We start from the raw sequence: 21,676 nt of genomic DNA on the forward strand, positions 1-21,676 counted from the left end.
CGAATGCCGCGCGCGGAAGGAACGCGCCACGCCGAGACATCGGCGCGGCGCATGAGTCCGTCAGGCCGCCTCGGCGGGCGCCTCGATCTTCTTCACGCCAGGCAGTTCGCAAGCGTGGATTGCGTCGACGATCGCCTCGATCGCCGGCAGGCGCGTGAAGCTCTTGCGCCAGGCCAGCACCACGCGGCGGTCCGGCACGGGCTCGTCGAAGGGCACGTAGGAAAGCAGCCCCGAATCGACGCCGCCCGCGTGCGGCTTCACCTCCGTGACCGACATGCGCGGCAGCACGGTGATGCCCACGCCGCTCGCAACCATATGGCGGATGGTTTCCAGCGAGGAGCCTTCGAAGGTCTTCTGGATGCCGTCGGCGTTCTGCGAAAAACGCATCAGTTCCGGGCACACGCCCAGCACGTGATCGCGGAAGCAATGGCCGCTGCCGAGCAGCAGCATGGTTTCCTGCTTGAGGTCGTCCGGGTCGATCTTTGCACGCTGCTCCCAGGCATGCCCCGAGGGCAGCGCCACGACGAACGGCTCGTCGTAGAGCGGGCGCAGCGTGAGGCCGGTTTCGGGGAACGGCAGCGCCATGATCGCCACGTCGATCTCGCCTTGCTTGAGCAGTTCGATCAGCTTGAGCGTGTAGTTCTCCTGCAGCATGAGCGGCATTTGCGGCACGCGCTTGATCATCTGCTTGACGAGCGTGGGCAGCAGGTACGGCCCGATCGTATAGATCACGCCGAGGCGCAGCGGCCCCACCAGCGGATCCTTGCCCTGTTTGGCGATTTCCTTGATGGCGAGCGTCTGTTCGAGCACGCGCTGCGCCTGCGTGACGATCTGCTCGCCGATGGGCGTCACACTCACTTCGCTCGTGCCGCGCTCGAAGATCTGAACATTCAGTTCGTCTTCGAGCTTCTTGATGGCGACCGACAGGGTCGGCTGGCTCACGAAGCAGGCTTCCGCGGCCCGTCCGAAGTGGCGCTCTCGAGCTACCGCGACGATGTATTTCAATTCTGTGAGCGTCATTGGGGGACCAATTGGGGGAACATCAGTAACAATCAGACAAGGCGAATCAATAGTTTGTACTTATACACCTATGGCGCTGATTCGCCAATAATCTACACCCCTACGCGGGGCACGATCACGGCAAAGGGGTCAGACGGCAGGGGCGCGCGGAGGTTCCGCGCAATGGACCTCATGCCTTCAGGTATTGTTCGCGCGCGCCCAGCCAGCGGTTCAGGTGCTGCGTGACGACGTGGGGATACTCGCGCAGCAGGCGATCGGCCGCGCCGCGCGCGGGCTCGATGAGCCAGGCGTCGTTTTCGAGGCTCGCGAAGCGCAGCATCGCCGCCCCCGACTGGCGCGCGCCGAGAAATTCGCCGGGGCCGCGGATTTCGAGATCCTTGCGGGCGATCTCGAAGCCGTCGGTGGTCTCGCGCATGGTTTGCAGGCGCGCGCGGCCCGTGAGCGACAACGGCCCGGTGTAGAGGAGCACGCAAACGGAAGCCGCGCTTCCACGCCCCACTCGCCCGCGCAATTGATGCAGTTGCGCGAGGCCGAAGCGCTCCGCGTGTTCGATCACCATCAGCGACGCGTTAGGCACGTCCACACCCACTTCGATCACCGTCGTCGCGACCAGCAGTTGTACTTCGTTGCGTGAGAACGCATCCATCACGGCGGCCTTGTCCGCGGAAGCCAGGCGGCCGTGCACGAGGCCCACGGTCAGTTCCGGCAGCGCGGCCACGAGCGTTTCATAGGTTTCCACGGCCGTTTGCAGCTGCAGCGTTTCGCTTTCCTCGATCAGCGGACATACCCAGTACACCTGACGGCCCGTGAGCGCCGCCGCGCGCACGCGGGCGATCACCTCCTCGCGGCGCGCGTCGGAGACGAGCTTCGTGAGGATCGGCGTGCGGCCGGGCGGCAGCTCGTCGATGGTGGAGACGTCGAGGTCCGCGTAGTAGGTCATGGCGAGCGTGCGCGGAATCGGCGTGGCCGACATCATCAGCTGATGCGGCTGGAACTCGCGGTGCGCCTCGCCAGGCGCTTTCGCGTTCTGCGCCTTGGCGCGCAGCGCGAGCCGCTGTTCGACGCCGAAGCGATGCTGCTCGTCAACGATCACGAGGCCGAGGCGCGCGAACTCGACAGCCTCCTGAATGATCGCGTGCGTGCCGATCACGAGCTGCGCCGTGCCGAGCGCAGCCGCTTCGAGCGCCGCGCGCTTTTCCTTCGCCTTGAGGCTGCCCGCGAGCCACGCCACCTGCACGCCGAGCGGCTCGAGCCAGCCGCGCAGCTTGCGCGCGTGCTGCTCCGCGAGGATTTCGGTGGGCGCCATGAGCGCGGCCTGATAACCCACGTCGATGGCCTGCGCGGCGGCAAGCGCCGCGACCACGGTCTTGCCGCTGCCCACGTCGCCCTGCAGCAGACGCTGCATCGGGTGCGGCTGTTCGAGATCGTGGGCGATTTCCGCCACTACGCGCTCCTGCGCGCCCGTCAATGTGAACGGGAGCGCTGCGCGCAGCCGTGAGAGCAGCGTGGTTTGCGCCGCGCGGCCCGCGATATGACGCGCCATCGCGGGCGCGGCGCGCGTGCGGCGCTCTTCGTGCGCGCGCTTGAGCGACAGTTGCTGCGCGAGCAACTCCTCGAACTTGATGCGCGTCCACGCGGGATGCGTGCCGTCGATCAGTTCGTTCTGGTCGGCATTCACGGGCGGGTGGTGGAGGGTCTTCACTGCATCGATGAGCGGCGGCACGTCCAGCGGCTCCATGAACTCGTGCGCCACTGCCGCGGGCAGAAGTTCGGGCAGATGCGCGCGCGAAAGCGCGTTGTCGATAGCCTTGCGCAAGTACGCCTGGCTCACGCCCGCCGTGGACGGATACACCGGCGTGAGCGCCTGCGGCAGCGGCGCGTCGCCTTCCACGACCTTCACCGCCGGATGCACCATCTCCATGCCGAAGAAGCCGCCGCGCACGTCGCCGCGCACGCGCAGACGCTTGCCGATCGCCATCTGCGCGACCTGCGAGCCGTAGAAGTTCAGGAAGCGCAGATGCAGCTCGTCGCCATCGTGGTCGCGCAGCTTCACCACCAGCTGGCGGCGCGGGCGGTAGGCGATCTCGTTGTCGAACACCACGCCTTCGGTTTGCGCGACGCCGCCGGGCAGCAGCTCGCCGATGGGCGTGAGCGTGGTTTCATCCTCGTAGCGCATCGGCAGATGCAGCACGAGGTCGATGTCGCTGCGCAGGCCGAGTTTGGCGAGACGGTCGGCGGTTTTGGTGAGCTTGGGCTTGTCCTTGGCCGCCGTTTTTTCTGCGCTCTTTTCCGCGCTTTTCTCCGCAGCCTTGTCCGCAGCCTTGTCCGCGGCCTTGTCCGCGGACTGCTTCGCCGCACGCTTGCGAGCGGGTGGCGCGGCCTCCTGCGTTGCGTCCGGCTGTCGCGTCCGGTCGCCGTCTTCGGGCGTGCGCGCGCCGTCGCGCGTTTCGCTCGCGGAATCGGATTCGGACATCAATCGGCTAACGGACTCAGGCATGGGCAGCTTCGCAAGTACAATATCGGCTTTCCGGCATGGCGCGGCACGCAGCGTGCAGGCGCCCTGGCTCTCCGGCACATGGCGCGCATGGCACACGGGCAGGTCACAGCCGGCCACGTTCCAGACGGGCATGTCCCAGACGGGCATGTCCCAGACGGGCACGTCCCAGACGGGCACGTCCCAGACGGGCATGTCCCGCAATCATAGCGGCTGTCGATCTGCAGTTAGCGCTTTGGCGCTTTGTCGATCCGAACCGGATGCTTTCGCACCGGCTCCGGTCCCGGGCAGCGCGCTCCGGTGCCATACCCGTTTGCTCGTTGCGCGCGGGAGGACATTGCCGCCGCTTTTTGGGGCGCGACCGTCGGCTCGCCGCCGGGAAGCCGCCGCGCGCCGGTCCTCCGGCGCATTTCCGTTATTTCAGGCCGCATGTTCAAGCTTTCCGATTTCGATTTCGACCTCCCCGAGGAACTCATCGCGCAAACGGCTCTCGCCGAGCGCAGCGCGAGCCGCCTGCTGGAGGTCGACAACACCGCGCAATTGCCCGGTCAACCAGGTCAACCCGGCCAACCCGCGCGCCTCACCGACCGGCGTTTCTCCGAACTGCCCGCGTGCGTGGCGCCGGGCGACCTGCTCGTCTTCAACGATACCAAGGTGTTGAAGGCGCGTTTCTTCGGCCAGAAGGCCAGCGGCGGCAAGATCGAGGTGCTCGTCGAGCGTCTGACCGGCGCACGCACGGCGCTCGCGCAGATCCGCGCGAGCAAGAGCCCCGGGGCCGGCACGGTGCTGCGCCTCGCCGACGCGTTCGAGGTGACCGTGGGCGAGCGCGTCGAGCCGTTCTATACGCTTCACTTCCCCGACGACTGCCTCACGCTGATCGAACGGTTCGGCCGCCTGCCGCTGCCGCCCTACATCACGCACGACGCCGACGCGAGCGACGAAACGCGCTATCAAACGGTGTACGCGCAGAATCCGGGTGCGGTGGCCGCGCCCACGGCCGGTCTGCACTTCGACGACGCCCTGCTCGCCCAACTCGACGCGCAAGGCGTGGACCGCGCGACGCTCACGCTGCACGTGGGCGCGGGCACGTTCCAGCCGGTGCGCGTGGAGAACATCGCCGAGCACAAGATGCACAGCGAGTGGTATCAACTGCCGCAGACGCTGGTCGACAAGATCGCGGCCACGCGCGCGCGCGGCGGCCGCGTGATCGCCGTGGGCACGACCTCGATGCGCGCGCTGGAAGCCGCCGCGCGCGACGCCGACCGCGAAGGCCGCGCACTCGCGGCGACGCAGGCCGAAACCGACATCTTCATCACGCCGGGCTACACGTTCCGCGTGGTCGACCGGCTCGTGACGAACTTCCACCTGCCGAAGTCGACGCTGCTGATGCTCGTATCTGCGTTCGCGGGCATCGAAACGATCCGCGCGGCATATCGTCACGCGATCGCGCAGCGGTACCGCTTCTTCAGCTACGGTGACGCGATGCTGCTCACCCGAACCGACGACGCGCTCAACAAGTAACACGCTCGAACGCTTTTCTCGCTGCTCGCGCTCGTTCATCGAACGCGGCGGCTTTCACCCCATCTGCGCCGGACTGTTCTCCGGTGGCACAGGAGTCAACGCATGACCGACGGTCATCAAAACAACGCACGCGCCGAGCACGGCGCGTATCTGGGTCAGGTCGTAGGCGAACGCCCACAAAATGGCCTCAAGTTCGAGCTGCTGGGCACCGATGGCCTCGCGCGCCGCGGCCGCGTGACGCTCAATCACGGCGTGGTCGAAACGCCGATCTTCATGCCCGTGGGCACCTACGGCACCGTCAAGGCGACCCAGCCGCGCGAGCTGGAGGAAATGCACGCGCAGATCATCCTCGGCAACACGTTCCACCTGTGGCTGCGCCCGGGTCTCGAGACGATCGAGGCGCATGGGGGCCTGCACCGCTTCATGGGCTGGAACCGGCCCATCCTCACCGATTCGGGCGGCTTCCAGGTGTTCTCGCTCGGCGACCTGCGCAAGATCTCCGAAGACGGCGTGCGCTTCGCCTCGCCCGTGAACGGCGACAAGCTGTTCCTGTCGCCCGAAGTGTCGATGCAGATCCAGAAGGTGCTCGATTCGGACATCGTCATGCAGTTCGACGAATGCACGCCCTACGCGACCAACGGCGTGCCGACCACCCACAAGGAAGCCGCCGACTCCATGCGCATGTCCATGCGCTGGGCACAGCGCTCGATCGACGAATTCAACCGCCTCTCCAACCCGAATGCGCTGTTCGGCATCGTGCAGGGCGGCATGTTCGAGGACCTGCGCGACGAATCGCTCGCCGGCCTCGCGCAGATGCCGTTCCATGGCTACGCGATCGGCGGACTTTCGGTGGGCGAGCCCAAGGAAGACATGATGCGCGTGCTGGAGCACGTCGCGCCGAAGCTGCCCGCCGACAAGCCGCATTACCTGATGGGCGTGGGTACGCCGGAAGACCTCGTGGCGGGCGTGGCCGCGGGCGTCGACATGTTCGACTGCGTGATGCCCACGCGCAACGCGCGCAACGGCTGGATCTTCACGCGCTTTGGCGACATCAAGATCCGCAACGCCGTGCACCGCAACTCGCTGCGCCCGCTCGACGAGCAGTGCGGCTGCTACACCTGCCGCCACTTCACGCGCGGCTACCTGCACCATCTGCACCGCGTGGGCGAGATTCTCGGCGCGCAGCTCAACACGATCCACAATCTGCACTACTACCTGGAACTGATGAGCGAGATGCGCGCGGCGATCGAAACGAAGACGTTTGCGGCCTTCCGCCAGCGTTTTGCCGGGCAACGCGCACGCGGCGTCGACTGAGAGCGCCACACGACATTACAATCACCTTTCGCACCGATGGCGCGAACAGGGCGCCGCGTCTGTGTCTTGTCCATGCCTTGTCATGTCGCGCGGCGCCGGTTTTCACCCATACGCCCGCCGGGCAGCGGCAAGATTCAAGATAAGCGCTTGATCGGCAAGCCAATTTGGCGTCATCGTCGCGGAGAATGCCGGTGGTAGAATAACCGGCTCGCTTTTTGATCGTAAAAACGGAGAGACCAACGTGTCGTTCATTTCCAATGCCTTCGCGCAAGGCAGTGCAGCAGGTGGTGCCGAATCGAGCTTGATGAGCTTCCTGCCGCTCATTCTGATGTTCGCCGTGCTGTACTTCATCATGATCCGTCCGCAGATGAAGCGTCAGAAGGAACATCGCAACATGCTCGCGGCCATGGCCAAGGGCGACGAAGTGATCACGAGCGGCGGCATCGTCGGCAAGGTGACCCGCGTCAGCGAAGCCTACGTGGGCGTCGAAATCGCCGACGGCACGGAAATCACCGTGCAGAAGTCCTCGGTCTCGACCATCCTGCCGAAGGGCACGATCAAGTCGCTGTAAAGCGTCGCAAGAATCATCGAGGCCGTTGCCTCCAAAAGAACGGCCTCGCGCGCCCGGCCCAGCCACTGACCACGAAACGTCAATGCAGGAACGCCCCGAAGGCATAGCCGGACGCGCACAGCGCTCTTCCCCTCCCCCGTTGGGTCAACCAATGAACCGTTATCCCCTCTGGAAATATGTCGTGATGCTGGTGGCGCTCGTCATCGGCTTCGTGTACACATTGCCCAATTTCTTCGGCGAAGCGCCCGCGGTCCAGGTCTCGAGCGGCAAGGCCACCGTCAAGCTCGACTCGGGCACGCTCGCCCAGGTCGAAGCCGCGCTCGTTGCGAACAACATCAAGGCTGCCGACGTCACGTTCGACAACTCGTCGCTGAACGCGAACATCCGCGTGCGCGTCGCCGATACGGACACGCAGCTGCGCCTGAAAGACGCGCTCAACCACGCGCTGAACGCCGACCCGACCGATCCGCAGTACATCGTCGCGCTGAACCTGCAGAGCGCCTCGCCGCGCTGGCTCACCAGCATGCGCGCGCTGCCGATGTATCTCGGCCTCGACCTGCGCGGCGGCGTGCACTTCCTGCTCCAGGTCGACATGAACGGCGCGCTCAACAAGAAGCTCGATTCCGACGCTTCGGACGTGCGCACGCTCCTGCGCGACAAGAACATCCGCGACGGCGGCGTGAACCGCGTCAACCAGTCGGTGGTGGTCAATTTCGCCGATGCCGACGTGGCCGAGCAGGCGCGCAAGGTGCTCGCGGGCTCGGGCGGCATCACCGAGCTTCAATGGGCCACGCAGAACAATCCCGAGGGCGGCGTGCAGCTCGTCGGCACGTTCACGCCGGCCGTCAAGACGGCGGTTCAGCAAGCGGCGCTCAAGCAGAACATCCAGACGCTGCACAACCGCGTGAACGAGCTCGGCGTGGCGGAGCCCGTAATCCAGCAGCAGGGCGACGACCGCATCGTGGTCGAACTGCCGGGCGTGCAGGACACCGCGAAGGCGAAGGACATCATCGGCCGCACGGCGACGCTCGAAGCGCGCCTCGCCGACCCGATGGGCCTGCATCCGGACGTGAACGCGCCGGTGCCGCCCGGCGACGAACTCTTCACGCAAGGCAACGCCGCGCCGGTGCTGCTGCGCAAGCAGGTGATCTTCACGGGCGATCGCATCATCGACGCCTCGGCGGGCTTCGACGAGCATCAGCGTCCGTCGGTCAACATCCGTCTCGACTCGGCGGGCGGCCGCGCCGTGCGCGCCGTTTCGCGCGACAACATCGGCAAGCCGATGGCGATGGTGCTGTTCGAAAAGGGCAAGGGCGAAGTGCTGACGGTGGCGACGATCCAGTCGGAACTGGGCGACCGCTTCCAGATCACGGGCCAGCCCACGCCGCAGGCCGCCGCCGACCTCGCGCTGCTGCTGCGCGCCGGCTCGCTCGCGGCGCCGATGGAAATCATCGAGGAACGCACGGTCGGACCGAGCCTCGGCGCGGACAACATTCGCAAGGGTTTCGATTCGGTGATCTACGGCTTCGCCGCGATCGCCGTGTTCATGATCGCGTACTACATGCTGTTCGGCGTGATCTCCATGATCGGCCTCTCAGTGAACCTGCTGCTGCTCGTGGCGGTGCTCTCGATGCTGCAGGCCACGCTCACGCTGCCGGGCATCGCGGCTATCGCGCTCGCGCTCGGTATGGCCATCGACGCGAACGTGCTGATCAACGAACGCGTGCGCGAAGAACTGCGCAACGGCGCGCCGCCGCAGCTGGCCATCCAGAACGGCTACGCGCACGCCTGGGCAACGATTCTCGACTCGAACGTGACGACGCTGATCGCCGGTCTCGCGCTGCTGGCGTTCGGCTCGGGTCCGGTGCGCGGCTTCGCGATCGTGCACTGTATCGGCATTCTCACGTCGATGTTCTCGGCCGTGTTCTTCTCGCGCGGTCTCGTGAACCTCTGGTACGGCGGCAAGAAGAAGCTCAAGTCGCTGGCGGTGGGTCAGGTGTGGCGTCCTGAGCCTCAGGAGGCGGCACCCGCGCTCGCCGGCGCCGACGCCGGCACCGATACGGCCCGCGCGGTTTCCGCAACGGCCGCGAAGCGCGAACCGGCCAAGGCCGGCGCAAAGGGCGCCGCGCGCGCCAAGCCGGTCGTGCGCCGCCGCGACGCCTCGGGCGGCCCCGGCAACAACACGGGCTCGTCCCGCTGATACGGAGTCACAAACATGGAATTTTTCCGCATCCGCAAAGACATCCCGTTCATGAAGCACGCGTTGATCTTCAACGCGATCTCCCTGATCACCTTCATCGCGGCGGTGTTCTTTCTGTTTCATCGCGGCCTGCACCTGTCGATCGAATTCACGGGCGGCACGGTCATCGAAGTGCAGTACCCGCAGGCGGTGCCGCTCGAGCCGTTGCGCGACTCGCTCGCGAAGATCGGCTACGGCGACGCCCAGGTGCAGAACTTCGGCACCTCGCGCGACGTGCTGATCCGCCTGCCGCTCAAGGAGGGCCTGAGCTCGGCGCAGCAAAGCGACCAGGTGATGTCCACGCTCAAGGCCGCCAATCCGCAAGTGCAATTGCAGCGCGTGGAGTTCGTCGGCCCGCAGGTCGGCAAGGAGCTCGCCACCGACGGCCTGCTCGCGCTCGCCTGTGTGGTGGCGGGCATCGTCATCTACCTGTCGTTCCGCTTCGAATGGAAGTACGCCGTGGCCGGCGTGATCGCGAACCTGCACGACGTCGTGATCATCCTGGGCTTTTTTGCGTTCTTCCAGTGGGAGTTCTCGCTCTCGGTGCTCGCGGCGGTGCTCGCGGTGCTGGGCTACTCGGTGAACGAGTCCGTGGTTATCTTCGACCGGATTCGCGAGACCTTCCGGCGCGAGCGCAAGATGAGCGTGACCGAAGTGATCAACCACGCCATTACGACCACGATGTCGCGAACCATCATCACGCACGGCTGTACGCAGATGATGGTGCTCTCGATGTTCTTCTTCGGCGGCCCGACGCTGCACTACTTCGCACTGGCGCTGACGGTGGGTATTCTCTTCGGCATCTACTCGTCGGTGTTCGTTGCGGCGGCGCTCGCCATGTGGCTCGGCGTGAAGCGCGAAGACCTCGTGAAGGACAAGAAGGAAAAGTTCGATCCGAACGATCCGAACGCGGGCGCGCAGGTTTGAGCCGCGCACCAGCGCAAAAGCCGGTTCTCGCGAACCGGCTTTTTTTTCGTGCACAGCCGCAGCGTTCGCTACTGTTTGATGCCTTCTGCCTGGATATGCAGGGTGGTCTTCATCTTGAAGCCGTACTTCTTGCCCATGTCGATGCCGAAGTCGTCGCGGTTGAAAGCGCCCTCGGCTTCCACGCCGCACACCTCGCGCTTGAGCACGGGGTGCTGCATGCACTTGAACGATTCGATTTCGAGCGTGAGCGGCCGTGTCACGCCGTGCAGCGTGAAGTTGCCGATGATTCGCCTCGGCGTGTCGCCGTCGAACACCATGCGCGTGCCCTTGTACGTGGCGGTGGGATATTTCGCGACATCGAAGAACTCGTCGCCGATGAGATGCTGGTCGAGCCGCGCGTTGCCGGTCTGCACGGAGGCCGGATCGATCGTCACGTCCGCACTGCCCGTTCTTGCCGCACGGTCGATCGTGACCGTGCCCGTGGTTTTGGTGAACTTGCCGCGCCACGTGGAAAGGCCGCCCATATGGTCGGCCTCGAAGCTCGGAAAGGTGTGGTTCGGATCGAGCTGGTAGGTGTCGGCGGCGTGCCCGAGCTGGGCGGCGATCGCCACCACGGTCATCCCCACAGCCTTGCTCAGCCACGTCGAGTTGTTCAAAAGCCGCTCCTCAAGGCCGGCGCGCTACTTGTGAGCGACGACGAGATGAAACTTGATGAGCACTTCGTCGGAGACGATCGAGGTGTCCTTCCATTCGCCCGTGCCGATGTCGAAGGCAAGGCGGTGGATGGGCAGCGTGCCGTCGAAGGTCTGCGTCCCACCCTGCCGCGTGAGGACCACGGGCACGCTCACGCCCTGCGTATGCCCCTTGATCGTGAGGTTGCCGCTCACGCTGTACTGGTTCGTCGCGGTCGGCGTGATCGCAGTCGAGACGAACGTTGCCTGCGGGAACGCCTTTGCGTCGAACCATTCGGGCCCGCGCACCGAATCGTTGTAGGTCCGGTCGCCCAGATCGTAGCTCGCCGTCTCCACCGCGATCCGGGCGTTGCCGCTCGCCGGTTTCGCCGGATCGAAGTCGATCTGCGCACTGAACTTCGTGAAGCTGCCCTGCACCGGCACGTTCATCTGGCGCGAAATGGCGACAATCGTGCTCTTCGCCGCGTCGAGCTGCGCGTGCGCGGCCCCGCCAGCGCACAGCGCCGCGGCGCCGGCCGCCCACATCGCGACGCCCCCGATGGCTGCGCGCCAACGATAAGAGCGAATCCGCCCTGACAATGCTTCCATGATCGTCTCGCCTGGGTTTCGTAGTTTCCCGCTTCGCGGATCCTGCTGCAGCCACGTTCCGCAGCCATCCGGTTCCCATGCCGGAAAGATAATCCAATTCCAGTGACAACAAACATTTGGAGATAAGGCTAGACTCGCCCGGCGAACTGCCCGGCCGGTGGGCGCACGTCGTTGCGGCACGCCACCGGGCGTGTTTGGTAACATGGCGCGACGCGCTGTCGGTACCCGCTGCTGGTCAACGTAGACAGGCGCGCCACCGCCACAGGCCCTTTGCTCCCCGTCGTTTCGCGTCACCTGCCCGCATGGCCCAGGACAAATTGATCGCGTGTCACGATTGCGACGCGCTCTACCGCAAACCGCGGCTGCTCGGCCGCCAGTCGGCACGCTGCTCGCGCTGCGGCGCGACGCTCTACAGCAGCGCCGCGACCCAGCTCGACCGCATCTGCGCCGTGACGGTCGCGGCGCTCGTCACCTTTCTCATCGCGCAGTCGTTTCCCATCATCGAGCTCGATGCCAACGGCATCACCACGGAGTCGAGCCTGTTCGGCGCCCTCATCGTGCTGTGGCATGAGGACATGGAAATCGTTGCGGTGATGGTTTTCTGCGCAACCACCCTTTTTCCGCTAACGGAGATGGTGGCGCTCCTCTACGTGCTGCTGCCGGTGCGGCGCGGCTTCATTCCACCGGGCTTCAACCTCGTGCTGCGCGCCATCCAGTTCGTGCGGCCCTGGGGCATGCTCGAAGTGTTCATGCTGGGCGTGCTCATCACGATCGTGAAAATGGTGAGTCTCGCGCGCGTGATTCCCGAAACCGCCCTCTTTGCCTTTGGCGCGCTCACGCTGATGTTCACCGTGGTCGTCACCTTCGATGCGCGCACGCTCTGGGACATCGCCGATGCGCTGCGCGACGCCGCGCGCGAGGCACGCGAAGGCGGCGCCGGTCCGGGGGGCCAGGCAGGCGGCTCGGGCGGCCCTGGGAGCCCAGGGGGCCCGCACGAGCCGCGCTGGCCGTCATCGCCCTTCCCGGCGTCGACACGCCCGCCGGCCGAGCCTGAGATCCGCGGCCCCGGCGCCGGCGAGCAGGATCCGGCGCCGCCGCGCGGCGGCCCACTTCCCAAGGCCCCCCGATGAAATATCAAACCGCCACCGACGCCGGCTACATTTCCTGCCACGCCTGCGGGCATGTGCAGGCGCACGTGCGTCCGCGCTCGGGTGCGCACGTGCGCTGCGAGCGCTGCGGCTCGCCCACGCACGAGCGCAACCCTGACAGCATCATGCGCACGTGGGCGCTGCTCATTGCCGCCGCACTGCTCTACATCCCCGCCAATTTGCTGCCTGTCATGCATACGGCCTCGCTCGTCGGCGAAGAGGACGACACCATCATGAGCGGCGTGGTCTACTTCTGGACCTCCGGCGACTGGCCGCTCGCCGTGATCGTCTTCATCGCGAGCATTCTGGTGCCGATGCTCAAGCTTTCCGTGCTCGCCCTGCTTGCGTTCACGTCGCAGCGCAAGTCGACATGGCGACCCGTCGAGCGCACGAAACTGTACCGGCTCGTCGAATTCATCGGGCGCTGGTCGATGCTCGACGTGTTCGTCGTCACGCTAACCGTGGCTTTGGTGCGCTTCCAGTCGCTCGCGGTGATCACGGCCGGGCCCGGCGCGATCGCGTTCGGCTCGGTCGTGATCCTGACGATGATCGCCTCGATGCAGTTCGATCCGCGCTTGATCTGGGATCCGGTGGACGAAGACAAGCACCAACCTGCGCAACATTCTCAGGATCACCCACATGAATAGTCCGCAAGGACCGACCCCGCCGAATCTGCCCGAACCGGAGATCATCAAGCCGAGGCGCTGGCTGCCGTCGCTCGTATGGATCGTGCCGATCGTCGCCGCGCTGATCGGCGTTGCCCTTGTCGTGAAGTCGGTGGCCACGCGCGGGCCGACCATCACGATCAGCTTCGTGAGCGCCGAAGGGCTCGAGCCCGGCAAGACCAAGGTCAAGTACAAGGACGTCGACATCGGCTCGGTGCGCGCGATCAGGCTCTCGCCGAACCTCTCCCATGTGATCGTCACGGTCGAACTCACGAAGGACGCCGAACGATTCGCAGTGAAGGACAGCCGCTTCTGGATCGTGCGCCCGCGCGTGGGCGCGAGCGGCGTCTCGGGTCTCACCACGCTGCTCTCCGGCTCGTACATCGGTGCGGACGCCGGTCGCTCGGAGGACTCGCAGAGCGACTTCGTCGGGCTCGAGGCGCCACCTGCGGTGACCATCGACGAGAAAGGCCATCGCTACACGCTGCATAGCGGCACGCTCGGTTCGCTCGACATCGGCACGCCGATCTTCTTCCGGCGCATCCAGGTGGGCCAGGTGACCGGCTATTCGCTCGACAAGGACGGCACGGGCGTGACGGTGCAGGTGTTCGTGACCGCGCCGTTCGACCAGTACGTGGGCACCAACACGCGCTGGTGGCACGCGAGCGGCGTGAACGTGCAGCTCGATTCGAACGGCATCAAGGTCAACACGCAGTCGCTCGCCACCATCGTGGTGGGCGGCATTGCGTTCCAGGCTCCGCCCGGCCAGTCCATGGGCCCGCAGGCGCCCGACACCGCCACCTTCGCGCTCGCCTCCGACGAGGCCGAGGCGATGCGCGAGCCGGACGGCGCGCCGCAGCGCGTGGTGATGTACTTCAACCAGTCGTTGCGCGGCCTTTCGGTGGGCGCGCCGCTCGATTTCCGGGGCATCGTGCTCGGCCAGGTGACCGACATCGGCATCGAGTACGACCCGAAACAGCACAATTTCACGATGCCCGTGACGATGGATCTCTATCCGCTGCGACTGTCGCGCCGCATCCGCGGAGAAGCGCCTGCGCCGTATACACCGCAAAGCCAGGAACTGCTCAAGCGGCTCGTCCAGCGCGGCCTGCGCGGCCAGTTGCGCACCGGCAATCTGATCACGGGGCAGCTCTACATCGCCCTCGACATCTTCCCGAAGGCCGCGCCGGCGACCGTCGATTTCAATCACGACCCGCTCGAACTGCCCACGGTGCCGAACTCGCTCGAAGAGCTGCAACTGCAGGTGGCGGACATCGCGAAGAAGCTCGACCAGATTCCGTTCGACAAGATCGGCAACAACCTGAACGACTCGCTCAAGAACGCCAACCAGCTGTTCGGCAAGGTGAACGACCAGATCCTGCCGCAGCTGCAAGGCACGCTGGATGAGGCGCAGAAGACCTTCAACGCCGCGCAGTCCACGCTGCAGCAGGATTCGCCGCTGCAGTCGGACGTCCATCAGGCGATGCAGGAACTCACGCGCACGCTGCAGTCGCTCAACGCGCTCTCGGATTACCTCGAACGCCATCCCGAATCGCTGCTGCGCGGCAAATCTGGAGACAAGCCATGATGCTCCGACGTGTCCCCAACCTTGCCACCCTCGGCGCGGTGTTGATCGCGGCCGCGCTCGCGGGCTGCAGCTCGCCCGCCAGCCGGTTCTATACGCTCAGCCCGACCGACGACGCTGCCCGCACGGCCGCCGCGCCCAGCGCGGGCAACGCCCAGTGGCTGATCGAGCTGGCGCCAGTCGACGTGCCGCCGCAGGTCGCAAAGGCACAGCTCGTGGTGCAAAGCGACGCCACCCAGGTGCGGGTGCTCGAGCAGGAGCGCTGGGCGTCGATGCCCGGCGACGAAATCCGCCGCGCGCTCTCGGGCGACCTCACGCAGCAGCTCGGCACCATCGACGTGTACGGCTCGCCGCGCCCCTCGGGCGTGCCGGTATACCGCGTGAGCGTGAACGTGCAGCGCTTCGAGTCGTGGCCCGGCTCGCATGCGCTGGTCGACGCCGTGTGGAGCGTGCGCTCGCTCGACACGCAAACCGTCATGACCTGCCGCAGCGTGCTCAACGAGCCCGTGGGCGACGGCTACGACGCGCTCGTGGTCGGCCACCGCCGCGCGATCGACGCGCTCTCGCAGTCGATCGCGAGCGGCGTGCGCGCGCTCGCGGCCGCGCCGCGCGCGAGCGTGGCGGCAAACGCCACGAAGTCCGGCACGCCGGCGAGCATCGCCTGTCCGCAGACGGCGCCCGCCGCTGCCGGCGGAACGCCCCAGCCCGCAGGCGGCTGAGACGACCGTTTTTCGGAGGCGCGGCGCGCGTGCGTCGCGCCGGCGACCTGCCCTCACCGCAGACCGCACTAACCACACGCACTCCGGAACCCATAAGGGCCCCAGCAGGCTAGTGTTCGGCAGATGCGCGGGACAGGCGGCAATCGAGTTCAGTGTCTGCGACTCGCGCACGCTGACATGCTTCGTCACGCGCCCGGGCATCCACGTTAGGCCGCCCCTGCAACCCGCGTACAATAGCGCCTTCCCCGCAGCGTCCCATCCTCCTTCATGTCTTTCGATTTCTTTGCCCCCTGCCCGCGCGGCCTCGAAGCCGCGCTCGCCGCCGAACTGGCCGAAACCGCGCAACGGCGTCTGCCGCCCGGCGCACTCCAGGTCGGCGCCGAGGTGCCGGGCGGCGTGCATTTCCGCGGCAACTGGGCCGGCGGCATCGCCGCGAACCTCCATTCGCGCATTGCGAGCCGCGTGCTTCTAAAGATCGCCCAGCGGCCATACCGCAGCGAGCAGGACATCTACGCGCTCGCGCGCGAGCAGCGCTGGGACCAGTGGTTCACGCCGAACGAGACGCTGCGCGTGGACATCACCGCGATCAAGTCGCCGCTGCGCAGCCTCGAATTCGCCACGCTGCGCGTGAAGGACGCGATCTGCGACCGCATGCGCGACAAGGCCGGCGCTCGTCCGAGCATCGACACCGCCTATCCGGACGTGCGCGTCTTCGCCTTCCTCACGGCGAACGAGTGCACGCTCTATCTCGACACCTCGGGCGAACCGCTCTTCAAGCGCGGCTGGCGTCTGGACAAGGGCGCCGCCCCGCTGCGCGAAAACCTCGCGGCGGGCATCCTGCGCCTCACGGGCTGGACGGCCGGAACGCCGCTCTACGACCCGATGTGCGGCAGCGGCACCTTCCTCGCCGAAGCCGCGCAGGTGGCGCTCGATATCGCGCCGGGCCTCGATCGCCGCTTCGGCTTCGAGTCGCTCAAGCAGGCCGACATGGCGGCATGGCGGCACCTGAAGAGCGAAGCCAACACGGCGCGCAACGCGGCCCAGAGCAAGTCTCACGACCTGCTGATTTTCGGCAGCGACATCTCGGACGTCATGCTGGAAAAGGCGCGCGCGAACTTCAAGCGCGCGGGCTTCGGCAACGTGCCGCTCAAGCAGCTCGACGCGCGCAACATGACGCCGCCCACCGACGCGCCGGGCATCCTCGTGGCGAATCCGCCGTATGGCGAGCGTATCGAGGTGCGCGGGCGCAATGCGCGCGGCGAGGCGCGGCCCACGGCGCGCGAACTGCGTGGCGACGACGACGAAGGCTTTCACCGCGCGAGAGACGAGGCGCCCGACGCAGAGTTCTTCCAGGCGCTCGGCGACGCGCTCAAGCAGCGCTTCACGGGCTGGCGCGCCTTCGTCCTCACTTCGGACCGCAAGCTGCCGGGCCAGCTGCGCCTGCGCGAAGCCGCCAAAACGCCGCTCTACAACGGCGCGCTCGAATGCCGCCTGTTCCGCTTCGACCTGATCGCAGGCAGCGTGCGCCAACGCCCGGCCAGCGGCGGCGCGAATCCCGCCGCAGGCAACGACGACGCCCAATGACCTCGGCCAACGCGCACGGCGGGTGACATCTGAGCCCGCCGCCGCGCCGCGCGTGAACTAGCCGTTTGCGCATGAACACCGGAAAGGTCGACGACAAGCGTATGGCGCGCCAAACCTACTGACAGCACGCTGTCAGCAGCCCCCCGGCACACTGCTTCTACGCCATCCGGCGAGGCCGCAGCCGCCTGGCTGCCGCCATCCACTGTCCGCCGTTGCCTTCGAGGAGCGCATTGTGTCTACCGATCTGTCCCGTGTGATCTCGTGGTTCGAAATTCCCGCGCATGACCTGGAACGTGCCGCACGTTTCTACGAAACCGCCTTCGACACCGCGCTGCAGCGCGAAGTGGTCGGCGGCGTGCAGATGGCGCTTTTCGCGCACACCGAAGCCGAAACCGGCGGCTGCATCGTGTTCAATCCGCATGACGCCAAGCCCGACCCAAAGGGCGTGCTCGTGTACCTGAACGCACAGCCCTCGGTCACCGCGGTGCTCGACCGCGTGGAGAAAGCGGGCGGCAAGCAGCAAGGGCCGGCCGTCGAGCTGCCGAACAACTATGGCTATATCGGCTTCTTCATCGATACCGAGGGCAACCGCGTCGGTTTGCACGCGCCGAAGCTGGGTTGATATCGGCTCGACATCGGCTCGAATCTGGCTCGACGTTGGCCTGAACTTCGCTAGATAGCGCGCGGGTTGCGAGCCGGCGCATCGAGCGCGCGCCCGGCGCTATCATCCGTCCTTGTCCCGATCACCGCGCCCGCCTTCGCGACCGACCCGCCATGACCCGCCGCGCCGACCGCCTCTTTCGCATCGCCGAACTGCTGCGCGGCCGGCGTCTCACCACCGCGCAGCAACTGGCCGAATGGCTGGAAGTCTCGCCGCGCACCGTCTATCGCGACGTGCGCGACCTTCAGCTCTCGGGCGTGCCGATCGAGGGTGAAGCGGGCATCGGCTACCGGCTCGCGCGCACGGCGAGCCTGCCGCCGCTCACCTTCACCGCCGACGAACTCACCGCACTCGCCGTCGGCGCGCGCATGGCCGAATCATGGGGCGGCGCGGCGCTCGCGAGCGGCGCACGTGGCGCGCTCGCGAAGATCGCCGCGGCGATGCCGGCCGAAAAGCGCGCGGTGCTGGAACGCCTGGCGGTTTTCGCGCCTGCGTACCACATGGATCACGCGTTTTCGGACAAGCTCGACGCGCTGCATCGTGCCGTCGATACGCGGCTCGTGGTGCGCTTTGCCTACTGCGACCGCATCGGCGCGCATACGGAGCGGCGCATCTGGCCGCTCGGGCTCGTCTATTGGGGCGCGCAATGGACCGTCGGCGCGTGGTGCGAAATGCGCGAGGACTTCCGCAATTTCAACATCGCGCGCATGGAGGAAGTGGAGGTGCTCGAACCGTTTCCCGACGTGAGCGGCCGGCGGCTCGCCGACTATCTGAGGCGCGTGAACGCGCCGTCGCTATGAGCGCCTCGAGGTGGGCTCGCCGATAAAAAAGGCGCGCATCGCTGCGCGCCTTTTGCCGATCTTCGGAGTGCCTCGGGCTTATTCCACCGCCTTCACCATCTCCTCGATCACCTTCTTCGCGTCGCCGAACACCATCATCGTCTTGTCCATGTAGAACAGTTCGTTGTCGAGGCCCGCGTAGCCCGCCGCCATCGATCGCTTGTTCACGATGATCGTGCGCGCCTTGTACGCCTCGATGATCGGCATGCCCGCAATGGGCGACTTCGGATCGTTCTTCGCCGCCGGATTCACCACGTCGTTCGCGCCGAGCACCAGCACCACGTCTGTCTGGCCGAACTCGTTGTTGATGTCCTCCATCTCGAACACCATGTCATAGGGCACTTCGGCTTCCGCGAGCAGCACGTTCATGTGGCCCGGCATGCGGCCTGCCACTGGGTGAATCGCGTAGCGCACGTCCACGCCGTTTTCGACGAGCTTGTCGGTCAGCTCCTTCAAGGCATGCTGGGCACGCGCCACGGCAAGACCATAGCCCGGTACGATCACGACGCTTTCCGCATTGCCGAGCATGAACGCGGCATCATCGGCCGAACCCGACTTCACCGGACGCTGCTCCTGCGCCCCGGCCGCCGCCGCCCCGCCCGCTTCGCCGCCGAAGCCGCCGAGCAGCACGTTGAAGAACGAGCGGTTCATCGCGTGGCACATGATGTAGGACAGGATCGCGCCCGAAGAGCCCACGAGCGAGCCCGCGATGATCAGCATCGCGTTGTTCAGCGAGAAGCCGATACCCGCCGCCGCCCAGCCCGAATACGAGTTCAGCATCGAGACGACCACGGGCATGTCCGCCCCGCCGATCGGGATGATGATGAGCACGCCCAGCGCGAACGCGATCGCCGTCATGATGATGAACGGCAGCCACGACTGCGTGATGAAGAACAGGATGCCGAAGCCGATCATGCCGAGCGCGAGCATCAGGTTGATCAGGTGCTGGCCGGGGTAGACCACGGGCGCGCCCTGGAACAGGCGGAACTTGTACTTGCCCGAGAGCTTGCCGAACGCGATCACGGAACCCGAGAACGTGATCGCGCCAACGAACGTGCCGATGAACAGCTCGATGCGGTTGCCGTACGGCAGGAAGCCCGGATACGGCGCATCCTCGGCAACGAGCCCGAACGCGGCCGGTTCCGAGACGACCGCATACGCGATGCAGACCGCCGCGAGACCGATCAGCGAGTGCATGGCCGCGACAAGTTCGGGCATCTTCGTCATCTCGACGCGCGCGGCGACATAGGCGCCAAGGCCCCCGCCCACCACGAGCGCCGCGAACAGCAGCACGAGGCCGAGCCCGAGGTTCGAGCCGAACTGTGCGGACTCCTTCACGATCAGTGCAAGCGTGGTGAGAATGGCGATGGCCATGCCGACCATGCCGAACACGTTGCCGGCGCGCGCACTCTTCGGATTCGACAGTCCCTTGAGCGCCTGGATGAAGCAGACCGACGCCACCAGGTAAAGCAGCGTAACGACGTTCATGCTCATTTACGCACCCTCCTTACCAGCAGCGGAGGGGAGCTTTTTCGGTTCCTTCTTCCTGAACATCTCCAGCATTCGCCGCGTGACGAGGAACCCGCCGAATACGTTCACGGCGGCGAGCAGCACGGCGAACGTGCCGAAGAACTTGCCCGCGCCGCCCACGGTCAGCCCCGTGGCGAGCATCGCGCCGACGATCACGATCGCCGAGATCGCGTTGGTCACGGCCATGAGCGGCGTATGCAGCGCGGGCGTGACGTTCCAGACCACGTGATAGCCCACGTACACGGCCAGCACGAAGATGATCAGGTTGATGACGGTATGGTTGATGACTTCCATTATTGGTCTCCTCCTCGTCATGCCTTGCGCGTGACGGCGCCGTCGCGCGCCAGCAGCGTGGCCGCGACGATGTCGTCCGCGAGATCGATGTTGAGCGTGCCTTCCTTCGTGACGATGAGCTTGAGGAAGTCGAGCAGATTGCGCGCGTAGAGCGCGGAGGCGTCGGCGGCGACCATCGAGGCGAGGTTCGTATAACCGCAGATCTGCACGCCGTGGTGGGTCACGACCTTGTCGGCCTCGGTGAGCGGGCAGTTGCCGCCGCGCCGGCCGGTGGCCTGGTCGGCGACGGGGCCCCGTCCTGCCGCGAGATCGATCACGACGGAACCCGGCTTCATCGCCTGCACCGTTTCCGAAGGCAGCAGCGTGGGCGCATCGCGACCCGGAATCAGCGCGGTCGAGATGACGATGTCGGCCTGCCTGGCGCGCTCGTGGACCAGCGCCGACTGGCGCGCGAGCCACGAAGGCGGCATGGGGCGCGCGTAGCCGCCCACGCCCACGGCGGCTTCGCGCTCTTCATCGGTTTCGTAGGGCACTTCGAGGAATTTGCCGCCGAGCGACTCGATCTGCTCCTTGACCGCCGGACGCACGTCGGAGGCCTCGATCACCGCGCCCAGGCGCCGTGCCGTGGCAATCGCCTGCAGCCCCGCCACGCCTGCGCCGAGAATCAGCACGCGCGCGGCCTTCACGGTACCGGCGGCGGTCATGAGCATCGGCATGAAGCGCGGATAGAGGTGCGCGGCCACGAGCACCGCCTTGTAGCCGGCGATGTTGGCCTGCGACGACAGCACGTCGAGGCTTTGCGCGCGCGTGGTGCGCGGCGCGGCTTCGAGCGCGAAGGCGGTCACGCCTGCCTCGGCGAGTTTCGCGGCGTTTTCCGCATTAAAGGGATCGAGCATGCCCACCAGCACCGCGCCGCGTTTCATGAACGGCAGCTCGCTCACGGTGGGCGACTGGACTTTCAGCACGAGATCGGCGCCGAACGCGGCGGCCGCGTCGGCGATCTGCGCGCCGACGGCCGTATAGGCCTCGTCGGGAAAGCTCGCGCCGACGCCCGCGCCGGCCTGGATCGTGACCGTATGGCCCTGGGCGACGTACTTCTTGACTGTCTCCGGCGTCGCGGCCACGCGGGTTTCGTTCGCCCGCGTCTCTGCGGGCACTCCGATATGCATCGTTGTTTCCTCCTCGACCTTCTTGTTCTAGCTGTTGTAGCTGTTCTGGCTCGAATCGAGCGAAGGGAGGCCGACAAACGGCGTTGAAGCGCCGGCATCCATTGCGACGGCAAAAC

General features: G+C 66.3%; 19 protein-coding genes. 12 read left to right on the forward strand and 7 right to left on the reverse strand.

What is annotated here, in order from left to right; translation table 11 throughout:
* Positions 1-60: 60 nt before the first annotated feature.
* Entirely contained in the window at positions 61-1,020 is a 960-nt protein-coding gene (locus VSR34_RS03075) for a hydrogen peroxide-inducible genes activator (protein WP_028209465.1), read from the reverse strand.
* Positions 1,021-1,189: 169 nt separating this feature from the next.
* On the reverse strand, positions 1,190-3,493 hold the full coding sequence (recG, locus tag VSR34_RS03080; protein ID WP_342961955.1) for an ATP-dependent DNA helicase RecG: 2,304 nt from the start codon (positions 3,491-3,493) through the stop codon (positions 1,190-1,192).
* Between the two features lie 450 nt (positions 3,494-3,943).
* On the opposite strand from recG, the gene queA reads away from it, so the two are divergent.
* From queA to secF, 5 genes are all read left to right on the forward strand, one after another.
* Positions 3,944-5,035: a tRNA preQ1(34) S-adenosylmethionine ribosyltransferase-isomerase QueA gene (queA, locus tag VSR34_RS03085; RefSeq protein ID WP_028209463.1), complete on the forward strand. Its 1,092-nt coding sequence runs from the start codon at positions 3,944-3,946 to the stop codon at positions 5,033-5,035.
* Positions 5,036-5,137: 102 nt separating this feature from the next.
* Complete coding sequence (gene tgt / locus VSR34_RS03090) at positions 5,138-6,349, forward strand: tRNA guanosine(34) transglycosylase Tgt (protein WP_342961839.1); 1,212 nt, start codon at positions 5,138-5,140, stop codon at positions 6,347-6,349.
* Positions 6,350-6,590: 241 nt separating this feature from the next.
* A complete protein-coding gene (gene yajC / locus VSR34_RS03095; RefSeq protein WP_028209461.1) occupies positions 6,591-6,920 on the forward strand; it encodes a preprotein translocase subunit YajC in 330 nt (109 codons plus the stop codon).
* Positions 6,921-7,071: 151 nt separating this feature from the next.
* Positions 7,072-9,120 (forward strand): protein translocase subunit SecD, encoded by a 2,049-nt coding sequence (gene secD, locus VSR34_RS03100; protein WP_342961840.1) that lies wholly within the window; start codon positions 7,072-7,074, stop codon positions 9,118-9,120.
* Between the two features lie 15 nt (positions 9,121-9,135).
* Positions 9,136-10,086, forward strand: coding sequence for a protein translocase subunit SecF (secF, locus tag VSR34_RS03105; protein ID WP_028209459.1), 951 nt, complete (start codon positions 9,136-9,138; stop codon positions 10,084-10,086).
* Between the two features lie 68 nt (positions 10,087-10,154).
* Here secF and VSR34_RS03110 read toward each other — a convergent pair whose 3' ends face one another.
* Both VSR34_RS03110 and VSR34_RS03115 read right to left on the reverse strand, forming a co-directional pair.
* Positions 10,155-10,706, reverse strand: a complete 552-nt coding sequence (locus VSR34_RS03110) for a YceI family protein (RefSeq protein ID WP_342961956.1) — start codon at positions 10,704-10,706, stop codon at positions 10,155-10,157.
* Between the two features lie 60 nt (positions 10,707-10,766).
* On the reverse strand, positions 10,767-11,303 hold the full coding sequence (locus VSR34_RS03115; protein WP_342961957.1) for a YceI family protein: 537 nt from the start codon (positions 11,301-11,303) through the stop codon (positions 10,767-10,769).
* Between the two features lie 365 nt (positions 11,304-11,668).
* On the opposite strand from VSR34_RS03115, the gene VSR34_RS03120 reads away from it, so the two are divergent.
* From VSR34_RS03120 to VSR34_RS03150, 7 genes are all read left to right on the forward strand, one after another.
* A complete protein-coding gene (locus VSR34_RS03120) occupies positions 11,669-12,496 on the forward strand; it encodes a paraquat-inducible protein A (protein ID WP_081715783.1) in 828 nt (275 codons plus the stop codon).
* Positions 12,493-13,161: a paraquat-inducible protein A gene (locus tag VSR34_RS03125; RefSeq protein ID WP_051390688.1), complete on the forward strand. Its 669-nt coding sequence runs from the start codon at positions 12,493-12,495 to the stop codon at positions 13,159-13,161. Before VSR34_RS03120 ends, VSR34_RS03125 begins: the two co-directional genes overlap by 4 nt.
* Positions 13,154-14,767: an MlaD family protein gene (locus VSR34_RS03130; RefSeq protein ID WP_342961841.1), complete on the forward strand. Its 1,614-nt coding sequence runs from the start codon at positions 13,154-13,156 to the stop codon at positions 14,765-14,767. The genes VSR34_RS03125 and VSR34_RS03130 overlap by 8 nt, the downstream gene beginning before the upstream one ends.
* Positions 14,764-15,483, forward strand: a complete 720-nt coding sequence (locus VSR34_RS03135; RefSeq protein ID WP_342961842.1) for a PqiC family protein — start codon at positions 14,764-14,766, stop codon at positions 15,481-15,483. Before VSR34_RS03130 ends, VSR34_RS03135 begins: the two co-directional genes overlap by 4 nt.
* A 267-nt stretch (positions 15,484-15,750) precedes the next feature.
* Entirely contained in the window at positions 15,751-17,067 is a 1,317-nt protein-coding gene (locus tag VSR34_RS03140; protein WP_342961843.1) for a class I SAM-dependent RNA methyltransferase, read from the forward strand.
* Between the two features lie 232 nt (positions 17,068-17,299).
* Entirely contained in the window at positions 17,300-17,689 is a 390-nt protein-coding gene (locus tag VSR34_RS03145; RefSeq protein WP_028209451.1) for a VOC family protein, read from the forward strand.
* Positions 17,690-17,841: 152 nt separating this feature from the next.
* Complete coding sequence (locus VSR34_RS03150) at positions 17,842-18,528, forward strand: YafY family protein (protein ID WP_342961844.1); 687 nt, start codon at positions 17,842-17,844, stop codon at positions 18,526-18,528.
* Positions 18,529-18,606: 78 nt separating this feature from the next.
* On the opposite strand, the gene VSR34_RS03155 is transcribed toward VSR34_RS03150, so the two are convergent.
* The 3 genes from VSR34_RS03155 to VSR34_RS03165 are packed head-to-tail and all read right to left on the reverse strand — an operon-like array spanning position 18,607 to position 21,560.
* Positions 18,607-20,061: an NAD(P)(+) transhydrogenase (Re/Si-specific) subunit beta gene (locus VSR34_RS03155; protein WP_028209449.1), complete on the reverse strand. Its 1,455-nt coding sequence runs from the start codon at positions 20,059-20,061 to the stop codon at positions 18,607-18,609.
* A complete protein-coding gene (locus tag VSR34_RS03160; RefSeq protein ID WP_342961845.1) occupies positions 20,062-20,391 on the reverse strand; it encodes an NAD(P) transhydrogenase subunit alpha in 330 nt (109 codons plus the stop codon).
* Positions 20,392-20,408: 17 nt separating this feature from the next.
* Complete coding sequence (locus VSR34_RS03165; protein WP_028209447.1) at positions 20,409-21,560, reverse strand: Re/Si-specific NAD(P)(+) transhydrogenase subunit alpha; 1,152 nt, start codon at positions 21,558-21,560, stop codon at positions 20,409-20,411.
* Positions 21,561-21,676 lie beyond the last annotated feature (116 nt).

Source organism: Paraburkholderia sp. JHI2823, assembly GCF_038900695.1.
Taxonomy (GTDB): domain Bacteria; phylum Pseudomonadota; class Gammaproteobacteria; order Burkholderiales; family Burkholderiaceae; genus Paraburkholderia; species Paraburkholderia mimosarum.